Genomic DNA, 12,029 nt, shown 5'->3' on the forward strand with positions numbered 1-12,029 from the left:
GCAACACCAGAGATCTACCTGCCAGATGAAGAATGGCCTGAAGAGCCTGAAGCATACGAAGAGCTTCCGGAAGCTGAAGAATTCGAGGACGATGGGGAAGAAGTTCAAGTGGATTTCACACCTAAGGAACTCCTTCAATACAAACTTCCAACCATTGATCTCTTTGCACCTGACAAGCCTAAAAATCAATCAAAAGAGAAAAACATCGTCCGCCAGAATATCCGCATTTTGGAAGAAACCTTTGCAAGCTTTAACATCAAGGCAACAGTGGAGCGGGCGGAAATCGGTCCTTCTGTTACCAAATATGAAGTCAAGCCAGCGGTTGGTGTGCGGGTCAACCGCATCTCTAACCTAGCAGATGATTTGGCCTTGGCCCTAGCTGCCAAGGATGTGCGGATTGAAGCACCGATTCCAGGGAAGTCTCTGGTCGGGATTGAAGTGCCCAACTCAGAGATAGCGACCGTTTCCTTCCGTGAATTGTGGGAGCAGTCCAAAACAGATCCGGCTAAACTCCTTGAGATTCCTCTTGGGAAGGCTGTAGATGGCTCGGCTCGGACCTTTGATTTGGCCCGGATGCCCCACCTTTTGGTCGCGGGGTCTACCGGATCTGGTAAGTCAGTAGCGGTCAATGGGATTATTTCGAGTATCTTGATGAAGGCTCGTCCGGACGAAGTCAAGTTTATGATGGTCGATCCAAAGATGGTGGAGCTTTCTGTCTACAATGATATTCCTCATCTCTTGATTCCTGTGGTGACCAACCCACGCAAGGCCAGTCGAGCCCTGCAGAAGGTCGTTGATGAGATGGAAAATCGCTATGAGCTCTTCTCGAAAGTAGGGGCTCGCAATATTGCTGGCTTTAATGCCAAGGTGGCGGAGTACAATGCCCAGTCTGAGATGAAGCAAGTGCCCCTTCCATTGATCGTGGTCATTGTCGATGAGTTAGCAGACTTGATGATGGTAGCAAGTAAAGAAGTGGAAGATGCTATTATTCGCCTTGGACAAAAGGCGCGTGCGGCCGGGATCCACATGATCCTTGCGACCCAACGGCCATCGGTTGACGTTATCTCAGGTTTGATCAAGGCCAATGTGCCTTCCCGTGTCGCTTTTGCGGTATCATCTGGAACCGACTCACGGACCATCTTGGATGAAAATGGCGCAGAGAAATTGCTCGGTCGTGGGGACATGCTCTTTAAACCGATTGATGAAAATCATCCGATCCGTCTACAAGGATCCTTTATCTCAGATGACGATGTGGAGCGGATTGTCAACTTTGTCAAAGAGCAGGCAGAAGCTGATTATGATGATGCCTTTGATCCAGGTGAAGTATCGGAGTCAGACTTTGACGGAGGCATGGGTGGCTCGGACGAGGGTGATGCTCTCTTTGAAGAGGCCAAAGCGCTCGTCATCGAGACCCAAAAAGCCAGTGCTTCCATGATCCAGCGCCGCTTATCGGTTGGTTTTAATCGGGCGACTCGCCTCATGGAAGAGTTGGAAGCAGCGGGTGTGATTGGACCAGCTGAAGGGACCAAGCCTCGAAAAGTATTGCAACAATCATAAGGATAGGGAAAAAGGGCATATGCCCCACTCCCTTTTCTTTTTATAGAAAATAGAAAGTAGGACCAGATGAAGTTAGACACGATTCATCATATTGCCATCATTGGACGGGATCGCGACGCTATGTTGCATTTTTATGTGGACCAGTTGGGCTTTGCGATTGTCAGTGAGTATGACCGTCCCGAACGGGGAGATATCTTGATCAATCTCCGCCAGGGGGAGCTGACTTTAGAACTCTTTATCAAACCGACGGCCCCAGAACGGCCTAAGCTTCCCCTGCCCGAGCATGCGGGACTGCGTCATCTGGCCTTTAAAGTGGACGATGTAGAAACGTATCTAGCTAGATTGGATCAGCTAGGTATTGAGAATACAGGCCTTCGCTATGATGATTTTGATGGCAAGAAGATGGCATTTTTCTTCGATCCAGAAGGATTGCCCTTGGAAATACATGAGTGAGGAAAGCAATGGATAGATTAGAAGGACTCAGTCAGGAAGAAGTAGCGAAAAAAATCCAAGAGGGCAAGCAAAATAAGGTCACGATTAAGACAGAAAAAAGTATTGGGCAGATCATTCGAGACAATGTCTTTACCTACTTTAATCTGATTTTCCTGGTCTTAGCGGTCTTGCTGGTAGCAGTGAAGTCTTGGAACAATCTCTTGTTTGTTCCGGTCGTCGTGGTCAACTCCTTAGTTGGAATTGTGCAGGAAGTCCGCTCTAGACGGATCTTGCGTCAGATGCAATTTCTACACATGAGTGAGGCGATCGTTCTTCGTGAAGGAAAAGAAGTCGCTCTACCTATCGACCAGCTGGTGGAGGGCGATCTAGTTCGCTTTCAAGCTGGAGACCAGATCTATGCGGATGGGATTTTGCTGGAGGGCGAGCTAAAAGTCGATGAATCGCAATTGACAGGTGAAGCTGATGAGGTCAAAAAAGGAGCGCAAGACGCACTCATGTCAGGTAGTTTTGTGATCGCTGGTAAAGGTTTAGCGAGACTGGAAAAAGTTGGGAACGAGTCCTACATCAACCAATTGAGCCTGGAAGCCAAGCAGGTCAAGTCTCATGAGGAGTCCGATATGGTCCATGCGGTCAACCGAATCGTGGGGATCATTGGTCTCCTTATCATTCCGCTAGGTTCGCTCCTTTTTCTTCGCAGCTATATCAGCTTAGGTGATAGCCTCAAGCTCAGTGTGACTTCAACAGTCGGAGCCTTGATCGGGATGATTCCAGAAGGCTTGTATCTCTTGATGACCTTGGCACTGGCTCTGGGTGCTGTCAGATTGGCTAAGGAAAAGGTCCTGCTCAATAGCATGAAGGGGATTGAGACCTTATCGCGCGTGGATGTTCTTTGTGTCGATAAGACAGGGACCATTACAGAGCCGGGTATGGAAGTAACAGAGATTCGTCCAGTTAAAGACGCTCAAGACTTGGAAGCTCTAGCTCAGTATGTAGAGGCTAGTATGGATCAAAACGATACCATGGATGCCATCCGAAAATTTCACAAGACACCAGTAAGCCAGCCATGGAAGGCTCTCGACATTCAGCCCTTTACGTCCAAGAAAAAATATGGGGCCATTGTCTTTGAATCTGGGATCTATGTATTAGGGGCACCAGAATTTGTTTTACGAGAGGGCTTCTCTGAGCTTGAACAAGAGATAGCTCCTGCTACTCAGGCAGGCAATCGGGTCTTGGCCTTTGGGAAATATAAGGGAGAACACCTGGGAGAGACTTTAGAGGCTCCTGTAGACTTGGTGGCCTGGATCATTCTCTCCAATCCTTTGAGAAAAAATGCCAAAGAAACCTTCGCCTACTTTAAAGAACAAGGAGTGACCATTAAGGTCATTTCAGGAGACAACCCAGCAACGGTCTCAGCTATTGCACAAAAAGCAGGCATTGAAGGAGCAGAGGATCTAATCGATACCAGAACCTTACTGACGGAAGAAGATTTGCACCAAGCGGCGAGCCAATATACGGTCTTTGGACGGGTGACACCAGAGCAAAAGAAAAGCCTTGTAGAAGGCTTGCAGGCAAAGGGGCATAAAGTCGCCATGACTGGAGATGGCGTCAACGATATTCTGGCTCTCAAAACAGCGGATTGTAGTATTGCGATGGAATCTGGAAATGATGCGACTAAAAAGATGGCGCAAGTGGTCTTACTGGATTCTGACTTTGGGAAGATGCCGTCCATCGTGGCAGAAGGGCGGCGGGTGGTCAATAATATTCAACGATCAGCCAGTCTCTTTTTGATCAAGAATATCTTTTCCATTTTGTTGGCTATCTCAGTGACGCTTTTAGCCTTTACTTATCCCATCATGCCGTCGCAGATGTCCTTGATCAGTGGTTTTACGATTGGGATTCCAGGATTCTTCCTAGCGCTTGAGCCCAATAGCGAGCGCATCAAAGGGCGCTTTATCGAAACGGTCTTTAAAAATGCGCTACCTGCTGCCTTGACGGATTTTATACTGATCTTCAGTCTGGTATTGCTCTCTTCAGCATTTGGTATGACATCGGAAGAGCTCTCAAGTGCAGCCATCTGCTTGATGGCCTTCGTCGGCTTTACCATTATCTACCAAGAATCCCAGCCTATCAATCACTACAAGAGACTGGTTCTTCTAGGAAATATCCTAGCCTTCCTGGTTTCAAGTAGTATCCTAGGGAAATTCTTTAACATGGGCTCCTTGAGGATCCAAACGCTGGTTATCGGCGCCATCATGGCCGTTCTTGCTCTCATCTTGATCCAAGTCTTCAAGAAGTTAGTGGGCTGGTTCTTTCATCGGAAGAAATAAAAGAAAAGAGCAAAACAGATAAAATAGTTTCGATTGGAAGACGATATTTTTACGGTTTAGTTAGTTCTAGAAAATAAGCATCCCATTCTTGTGCTTCGGCTTTTGAAAGTAACAATGAAACCGAATGGATAACATCATCATGGAGAGATCTCCCTTGCTTTGGATCTTCCCAAATACTTTGATAGATGGCCTTTAATTCTAGTAAGTATAATTTTTGAAATGCAAAATAGTTAGGGAATTGTTTTGCAAATAGAAGTGTTAGCAGTTGTTTGCTAGCACTTTTTTCTTTTCTACTGATTAAGACAGATACTAAATTTAAAATCGTATCGATTTTGATTCGATCTAGATTGTTCTTAAGTTTGTCCGGTGTATTTTCCAAAATTGTATCCGTAAAGAGAACAATAGCCTCAGTTGTGAAATAGGAGACCACACTTCCCATTAACCCAATGTCAAGATTGGTCCAATAATCTAATGAAAAAAAGTAATCCGTCAGTTCATTTATTGCCTGCTGTGAAACGGTTTTGTGCTGTTTTTCTGCAATGATAATCTCTAAAACGAGGGAGAGGATGTGGTAAATGTATTGATGCTTTGAGATCGCTAATTCTTGCAAATCATTTTTTATTTGAAGAAGTGATGGCCAATCCGAGTTTTCCATTGCCTCATCCATTCTTTTTTTCAAGGTTAAAAACTCAGCACTATGGAAATCACTCCAATCAAAGATCTCATTAATCTCCACAATCATGTACCCCAATAATTGAAGCAATATATCATTGGATAGATTGGTTTTCCCGTTTTCAAAATCAGAAATACTCGAAGCAGAACCAGCGATATTCCCAAGTTCTCTTAAGGAGATTTTTCTTTGTTTTCGAATCAATTTAAATTTTTCTCTAATGTCCATTTGTTCGGATTTCCGTAATTTTTTATATACTATTTTTTTATATTATATACTATATCTATAAAAAGGGAAAGGAGAAAAATAAGATGCAAATCATTATAAAAAGTTTATCTAAATGGAAATTGATGTTATATGTGCTATTTGCTGTCTTGTACTCACTTCAAGGGCTTTTGTTATCGCTTATTATTCAGTTTGCAGGTGAGATTAATCCGCGAGATAAGGGCGCTTTACTTGTCTTTGGTATAGGAGGAATTGCTCTATTTGTATTGATCTATGCATGTATGTATGTCGATAATCTTCTTGTTAGATCGATCATCAAAGAATTTAATATATTGATCTCGGAGAGAACGTTAACCTACTTTCATCTAAAAAAATTAGAGTATACAGAGGCAGAGTTAAACTCATTTTTAACACAGGATATTCCGATGTTTTGGCAAGAATTTTTGACTCCTATGCTCATTTATCCAGTATTTGGCTTATCCATTCTAGCATCTATAGTCTATCTCATCATGCAGAACTTTTTTATTGGTTGTCTCTTTACAATAGGTGGTTTCTTGATGATCATTCCTCAGTTTGTATTTAACAAACTCCTACAAAAACGTGGGGAAGAGCTAAGTAAGGCAAGAAAGAAAAGTTTATCAAGTATCACCGATTTTAGCAAAGGAATTCAAACCATCCAAAGCAATCAAGCGGGAACTGAATTTTCTCAACATGTTCTGAAAGAAATTAGTGAAACGGAGCATCAACAATATACCTACTATACGACTCACAATTTAGTCATGTTTTGGACAGGTCCCTTAAAAGGAATAGGACTTATTGCCCCCTTGTTAACGGGTTTATTGCTTCTTCCTTCTACGGCCCTGTCTTTGACAACACTCATCGCCATGATGACGGCTTCTATGAATTTAATCTCCCCTTTGCAACAATTATTAGAAATGACATCTAATTTGCAAGGCTCAACGGTTGTCAAAAAGAAAGTTGTGTCGATTTTGGAAATGCCTGAAGTGAATGAGACGACAACTATTTTAGAACCTTTGACAGAAAAGCTAAGTATTCAGATCGATGATTTAACAAAGACATTTGGAGACCATTTGATCTTTAGAAATACAAACCTGACAATTGATGCTTGTCAGAAAGTACTTCTCACGGGTGCCAGTGGAAGTGGTAAAACTTCCCTGTTTCACTTATTATGTGGAGAAGATAAGGAATATAGTGGAAGTATTGAATTGATAAATAGAAAAGGAAAATCTTGCTATCCTTCTTACGACAGGGTCAATCTCATTCATCAAAAACCTTATCTATTTAAGGGGACTGTAAGAGAAAATTTGACTCTATTTCAGGAGTTCTCAGATGACCAACTTCAAAAAGCTTTAGAATCTGTTCATCTTTGGGACGAATTGGCTGGAGATTTAGAGTATCAAGTAGATCCACAGAATTTATCTGGAGGACAAATGATGAAACTAGAAATTGCACGGTGTATTCTCCGACCAAAACCGATTTTATTAGCCGATGAGGTGACAGCAGCATTAGATGAAACAAATGCAAGAGAGATTCGAAAAATATTGGCTCAACAAAAGTGTACCTTAATAGAAATCGCTCATAAATACCAGAAAGAAGATTACGATTCTATTTATCAGATTGTCGATCATAAAATTATAAAAATGAATCATTAACAATGGTAAAGACTTCCTAGTTTATTCAAATCGTCGTAGTTTGTCAAAAAAATACCACCTTGAAATGAAGCAAGATGGTATCTTTTTCAGTATTAGATAAACAAACTAGCGGTTAGGATCAGATAGAGGAAGAAGGTAACCAGAAATCCAGCGCGCCAGAAGTATTTGATAAATTTCGGATAATAAAAACTCTTTTTCTTTTTTAAGAAATAAATCGTTAGCCCCAAGGCCAAAAGCGAAAGGCTCAAGGCTAGCAGTGGTAAGAGGCTGTGGTAAAAGGCACTGTCTGAGATCAGGTAGTACTCCAATGCAAATAAAGGAAAGGCAATATCGGTGGATCGCCATCCTCTTTTTTGGAGTTTAAAGAGGTGAACAATGATGCCGCTCAGAATCAGCGTTAAAAAAATAAATAATACAGAAGCAACTTTGATTAACATAGCTTCATTCTATCATAAAACGAAAAAAAAGTTTACTATATTTTAATTTTTTCTTGCAAAAAAAGAGAAATCGTGTATAATAGAAAGGTATGCACAAAGCATACTTGTGGGAGGTAAAAATCTGTAATTACCGCCAAAACCACAAAGGAGGATTTAAGAAATGGCTAAAAAAGTCGAAAAACTTGTAAAATTGCAAATCCCTGCTGGTAAAGCTACTCCAGCTCCACCGGTTGGTCCAGCGCTTGGTCAAGCAGGTATCAACATCATGGGATTCACTAAAGAGTTTAACGCTCGTACAGCTGATCAAGCTGGTATGATCATCCCAGTTGTTATCACTGTTTATGAAGACAAATCATTCGATTTCGTTACAAAAACACCACCAGCTGCTGTTCTTTTGAAAAAAGCTGCAGGTGTTGAAAAAGGTTCAGGTACACCGAACAAAACGAAAGTTGCAACTGTAACTCGTGCACAAGTACAACAAATCGCTGAAACTAAGATGCCAGATTTGAACGCTGCAAACATTGAGTCTGCAATGCGTATGATCGAAGGTACTGCTCGTTCTATGGGATTCACTGTTACTGACTAATTGTAACAATCCTATTTGCCCGCAATACACTTGATCAAATGACGAGTGACGTGGGAGATGAAAATCGATATGACCACATTACAAGGAGAAAGATAAAATGGCTAAAAAAAGCAAACAACTTCGTGCTGCTCTTGAAAAAATCGACAGCACAAAAGTCTACAGCGTAGAAGAAGCTGTAGCTCTTGCAAAAGAAACTAACTTTGCAAAATTTGACGCAACTGTAGAAGTTGCTTACAACTTGAACATCGACGTGAAAAAAGCTGACCAACAAATCCGTGGTGCAATGGTATTGCCAAACGGAACTGGTAAAACAGCTCGCGTACTTGTATTTGCACGTGGTGCAAAAGCTGAAGAAGCAAAAGCTGCTGGTGCAGACTTCGTAGGTGAAGATGACCTTGTTGCGAAAATCAACGATGGTTGGTTGGACTTCGACGTTGTTATCGCTACACCTGACATGATGGCTCTTGTTGGACGTCTTGGACGTGTCCTTGGACCACGTAACTTGATGCCAAACCCTAAAACTGGTACAGTAACAATGGATGTTGCGAAAGCAGTTGAAGAGTCTAAAGGTGGTAAAATCACTTACCGTGCTGATAAAGCAGGTATCGTTCAAGCGATCATCGGTAAAGTTTCATTCGATGATACTAAATTGGTTGAAAACTTTAAAGCTTTCAACGACACAATCCAAAAAGCAAAACCAGCTACAGCTAAAGGTACTTACGTAACTAGCTTGACTTTGACTACAACTCAAGGTCCTGGTATCAAAGTGGATGTTAACTCACTTTAATTGAAATGAAAAGCTGCCTTCGGGTAGCTTTTTTTGTATCAAAAAGTTTTAACAAAAATTGCAGAAAACGCTTACAAATTTAAAGTAAAATGTTATACTAGATCTATCAAAAAATAAGGAGATCTATTATGAAGAAAGATCACAACCAATTAAATTGGCTCATGGTCTCACTCATTGCTTTTAATATGGTGTGGGGATTGGGAAATGTCGTGAATAACTATTCGACCCAAGGCATTTCTGTTATTGTTTCTTGGATCTTGATTTTGGCCATCTATTTCATCCCCTATGCTTTGATTGTTGGTCAACTGGGTTCAACCTTTAAAGAAAGTGGGGGTGGTGTCAGCGAGTGGGTTGAAAAGACCTCTACAAAGCGCCTTGCCTATTTCGCGGCCTGGACCTACTGGGTTGTACACATTCCCTATTTAGCTCAAAAGCCTCAACGGATTTTGATCTCTCTCGGTTGGGTTCTCCAAGGGAATGACAAATTTGTGAGTGGCTTAAGTATCCAATGGGTGGTTATCCTTTGCTTGATCATTTTTGGAATTTTTCTCTATCTCTCTACCAAAGGTTTGACGACCTTGAAAGTCATTGGTGGCTTAGCTGGTAGTGCCATGCTGATCATGTCCTTCCTCTTTGTCCTTTTGGCAGTTGGAGTTCCTTTCATCAATCCAGGTATGAAGTTTGCAACCCAACATATGGATCAGGTGAGCACCTATATTCCAAATTTTGACTTTTCATATTTCACGACCATTTCTCTCTTAGTCTTTGCGGTAGGTGGGGCTGAGAAGATCTCGCCTTACGTCAATCAAACCCGTAATCCTGCGCGTGAATTTCCGAAAGGAATGATTGTCATGGCGATCATGGTTGGACTTTCTGCCATCCTTGGTTCCTTAGCTATGGGGATGCTCTTTGACAGTGGACATATTCCAGAAGATTTGATGCGAAATGGAGCCTTCCAAGCATTCCAAATTCTTGGGAAACACTGGGGAGTTGGGAATGTCTTGGTGATTATTTATGCTCTTACAGATATGATTGGACAAATCGCAGCCCTGGCCTTTTCGATTGATGCTCCTCTTCAAATCTTGCTCCATAATGCGGACGAAGAATATATTCCTTCTTGGCTTCGCAAACGCAGCAAGAAAGGTGTCTTGACTAATGGTTACCTCTTGACAGGGATTTTGGTTAGTCTCCTCATCATTGTTCCCCTCTTTGGGATTCAAGAAATCGATGGCTTGGTAAAATGGATGACCAATCTGAACTCTGTTGTGATGCCAATGCGGTATCTCTGGGTTTTCTTTGCCTATATTATGCTCAATCGTGCTTGGAAGAAGTACAAGGATGCAGAATACAAGATGACCAAGAGCCCAAATCTTGGTTTTATCATAGGGGCTTGGTGCTTCCTGTTTACGGCTTTTGCCTGTATTTTGGGGATGGTTCCAAAAGTCGACTTTAAGGTGGACCCAGTTGCTTGGCAATTCTCTCTATTGACCAATATCTTGACTCCGCTTGTCCTGATTGCCTTAGGGATTATCCTGCCTTGGATCGCCCGTCGTGAAAAGAAAAAAGCCTAAAAAATTGTTGAAAAAGACAACTTTTTTACAAGAAATATAATAAGATTTTTTGCAAAAGATTAAAATATTCTTTTTATAATGGTTAAAGCATGTTCTGAAACTTTCCGCCGTGAGAAAAGTGCTTGAAATAATAATAGTTCAAGCACTCGGTAGTTTTGAAACCTTAGGTTCAAAACTAAGTCATGGAACTTCGAAGAAGTTCGCTGACGTCCGTACTCACCTAAGGAAAGTTTCTATAATGTTTTAGAGAGCAAATTAAAATCTCAGTCTTCGGACTGGGATTTTCACTTGTCAAAGGGCTTTGGAAAAATGAAAAATTTTGATAGATATGACTATATAAAAAGCGTAATTTATGGTAAAATAATACAGATCGAAAAAGGAGAGAGAAAATGGTAGAACCTAAGTATAAACGTATCTTAATCAAGCTATCTGGTGAAGCCCTTGCTGGCGAACGTGGTGTCGGAATCGATATCAAAACTGTCCAAAATATGGCCCAAGAAATCAAGGAAGTTCATGAACTTGGAATTGAAATTGCCTTGGTGATCGGAGGGGGAAACCTTTGGCGTGGAGAACCTGCTGCTGAAGCAGGGATGGATCGTGTCCAAGCAGACTACACAGGTATGCTCGGTACTGTCATGAACGCCCTTGTGATGGCTGATTCGCTTCAACAAGTTGGCGTGGATACCCGTGTTCAAACAGCGATTGCGATGCAACAAGTTGCAGAACCATATATCCGTGGTCGTGCCCTCCGTCACCTTGAAAAAGATCGGATCGTGATCTTTGGTGCAGGGATCGGTTCTCCTTACTTCTCAACAGATACGACAGCAGCCCTTCGTGCAGCTGAGATTGAAGCAGATGCCATTCTCATGGCTAAAAATGGGGTCGATGGTGTTTACAATGCCGATCCGAAAAAAGATGCTTCAGCTGTGAAATTTGAGGAATTGACTCACCGTGATGTGATCAACAAAGGTCTTCGCATCATGGACTCAACAGCCTCTACTCTCTCCATGGACAACGACATTGACTTGGTTGTCTTTAATATGAATGAACCAGGCAATATCAAACGCGTTGTCTTTGGTGAAAATATCGGTACAACCGTATCAAATAACGTAGAAAAATAATAGAAAATAGAGGAAGATTATGGCAAACCCAATCGTAGAAAAAGCAAAAGAAAGAATGACCCAGTCTCACCAAAGTTTGGGACGTGAATTTGGTAGCATCCGTGCTGGACGTGCAAACGCAAGTCTTTTGGATCGTATTTTCGTAGAATACTACGGAGTAGAGACTCCTTTGAACCAATTGGCATCTATCACTATTCCAGAAGCACGTGTCTTGTTGATCACACCATTTGATAAATCATCTTTGAAAGACATCGAGCACAGCATCAATGCTTCTGACCTTGGCATCACTCCAGCCAACGATGGATCTGTTATCCGTTTGGTTATCCCAGCTTTGACAGAAGAAACTCGTCGTGACTTGGCAAAAGAAGTGAAAAAAGTGGGTGAAAATGCTAAAGTAGCGATCCGTAACATCCGTCGCGATGCTATGGATGAAGCGAAGAAACAAGAAAAAGCAAAAGAAATCACAGAAGATGAATTGAAAGGTCTTGAAAAAGAGATCCAAAAAGTTACGGATGACGCTGTTAAGCATGTAGATGAAATGACAGCGCACAAAGAAAAAGAATTGATGGAAGTTTAATCCATCCCAACCATTACAGGAAAGAAAGACTCAGTTGGCACTGCT

10 protein-coding genes and 1 pseudogene are annotated in these 12,029 nt (G+C 41.9%); 9 read left to right on the plus strand and 2 right to left on the minus strand.

The genetic code is table 11. The features are described 5' to 3' along the window. Window positions 1–102 precede the first annotated feature (102 nt). The 3 genes and pseudogenes from HMPREF2926_RS11440 to HMPREF2926_RS06995 all read left to right on the plus strand — a co-directional run. Window positions 103–1,557: pseudogene (locus HMPREF2926_RS11440) on the plus strand (DNA translocase FtsK); the annotation flags it as partial. Window positions 1,558–1,623: 66 nt separating this feature from the next. Then, window positions 1,624–2,010, plus strand: a complete 387-nt coding sequence (locus tag HMPREF2926_RS06990; protein ID WP_003015549.1) for an SMU1112c/YaeR family gloxylase I-like metalloprotein — start codon at window positions 1,624–1,626, stop codon at window positions 2,008–2,010. 8 nt (window positions 2,011–2,018) lie between these two features. Next, on the plus strand, window positions 2,019–4,337 hold the full coding sequence (locus HMPREF2926_RS06995; protein ID WP_070587063.1) for an HAD-IC family P-type ATPase: 2,319 nt from the start codon (window positions 2,019–2,021) through the stop codon (window positions 4,335–4,337). Window positions 4,338–4,386: 49 nt separating this feature from the next. On the opposite strand, the gene HMPREF2926_RS07000 is transcribed toward HMPREF2926_RS06995, so the two are convergent. Then, complete coding sequence (locus HMPREF2926_RS07000) at window positions 4,387–5,235, minus strand: helix-turn-helix domain-containing protein (protein ID WP_070587064.1); 849 nt, start codon at window positions 5,233–5,235, stop codon at window positions 4,387–4,389. 83 nt (window positions 5,236–5,318) lie between these two features. On the opposite strand from HMPREF2926_RS07000, the gene HMPREF2926_RS07005 reads away from it, so the two are divergent. Then, entirely contained in the window at window positions 5,319–6,905 is a 1,587-nt protein-coding gene (locus HMPREF2926_RS07005) for an ATP-binding cassette domain-containing protein (RefSeq protein WP_070587066.1), read from the plus strand. Window positions 6,906–6,997: 92 nt separating this feature from the next. On the opposite strand, the gene HMPREF2926_RS07010 is transcribed toward HMPREF2926_RS07005, so the two are convergent. Next, window positions 6,998–7,342 (minus strand): DUF3397 family protein, encoded by a 345-nt coding sequence (locus tag HMPREF2926_RS07010; protein WP_070587068.1) that lies wholly within the window; start codon window positions 7,340–7,342, stop codon window positions 6,998–7,000. A 160-nt stretch (window positions 7,343–7,502) separates the two neighbouring features. Here HMPREF2926_RS07010 and rplK point away from each other — a divergent pair, with 160 nt between their 5' ends. From rplK to frr, 5 genes are all read left to right on the plus strand, one after another. Next, complete coding sequence (gene rplK, locus HMPREF2926_RS07015) at window positions 7,503–7,928, plus strand: 50S ribosomal protein L11 (RefSeq protein ID WP_003005369.1); 426 nt, start codon at window positions 7,503–7,505, stop codon at window positions 7,926–7,928. A gap of 97 nt (window positions 7,929–8,025) precedes the next feature. Beyond that, complete coding sequence (rplA, locus tag HMPREF2926_RS07020; protein WP_003005355.1) at window positions 8,026–8,715, plus strand: 50S ribosomal protein L1; 690 nt, start codon at window positions 8,026–8,028, stop codon at window positions 8,713–8,715. Between the two features lie 128 nt (window positions 8,716–8,843). Further along, window positions 8,844–10,286, plus strand: coding sequence for an APC family permease (locus HMPREF2926_RS07025; RefSeq protein WP_070587069.1), 1,443 nt, complete (start codon window positions 8,844–8,846; stop codon window positions 10,284–10,286). A 389-nt stretch (window positions 10,287–10,675) separates the two neighbouring features. Beyond that, entirely contained in the window at window positions 10,676–11,407 is a 732-nt protein-coding gene (gene pyrH / locus HMPREF2926_RS07030) for a UMP kinase (protein ID WP_003005706.1), read from the plus strand. 19 nt (window positions 11,408–11,426) lie between these two features. Beyond that, window positions 11,427–11,984: a ribosome recycling factor gene (frr, locus tag HMPREF2926_RS07035; RefSeq protein WP_003005165.1), complete on the plus strand. Its 558-nt coding sequence runs from the start codon at window positions 11,427–11,429 to the stop codon at window positions 11,982–11,984. Window positions 11,985–12,029 lie beyond the last annotated feature (45 nt).

Origin of the sequence: Streptococcus sp. HMSC078D09, from assembly GCF_001813675.1 — a bacterium.
Classification (GTDB): Bacteria; Bacillota; Bacilli; order Lactobacillales; family Streptococcaceae; genus Streptococcus.

Excerpts from the sequence above, each read along its gene's own strand:
- HMPREF2926_RS07010 (WP_070587068.1), bottom strand. The coding sequence starts at position 7,342 with ATGTTAATCAAAGTTGCTTCTGTATTATTTATTTTTTTAACGCTGATT.
- HMPREF2926_RS07025 (WP_070587069.1), top strand. The coding sequence starts at position 8,844 with ATGAAGAAAGATCACAACCAATTAAATTGGCTCATGGTCTCACTCATT.
- HMPREF2926_RS06995 (WP_070587063.1), top strand. The coding sequence starts at position 2,019 with ATGGATAGATTAGAAGGACTCAGTCAGGAAGAAGTAGCGAAAAAAATC.
- HMPREF2926_RS07005 (WP_070587066.1), top strand. The coding sequence starts at position 5,319 with ATGCAAATCATTATAAAAAGTTTATCTAAATGGAAATTGATGTTATAT.
- frr (WP_003005165.1), top strand. The coding sequence starts at position 11,427 with ATGGCAAACCCAATCGTAGAAAAAGCAAAAGAAAGAATGACCCAGTCT.
- rplA (WP_003005355.1), top strand. The coding sequence starts at position 8,026 with ATGGCTAAAAAAAGCAAACAACTTCGTGCTGCTCTTGAAAAAATCGAC.
- rplK (WP_003005369.1), top strand. The coding sequence starts at position 7,503 with ATGGCTAAAAAAGTCGAAAAACTTGTAAAATTGCAAATCCCTGCTGGT.
- HMPREF2926_RS06990 (WP_003015549.1), top strand. The coding sequence starts at position 1,624 with ATGAAGTTAGACACGATTCATCATATTGCCATCATTGGACGGGATCGC.
- pyrH (WP_003005706.1), top strand. The coding sequence starts at position 10,676 with ATGGTAGAACCTAAGTATAAACGTATCTTAATCAAGCTATCTGGTGAA.
- HMPREF2926_RS07000 (WP_070587064.1), bottom strand. The coding sequence starts at position 5,235 with ATGGACATTAGAGAAAAATTTAAATTGATTCGAAAACAAAGAAAAATC.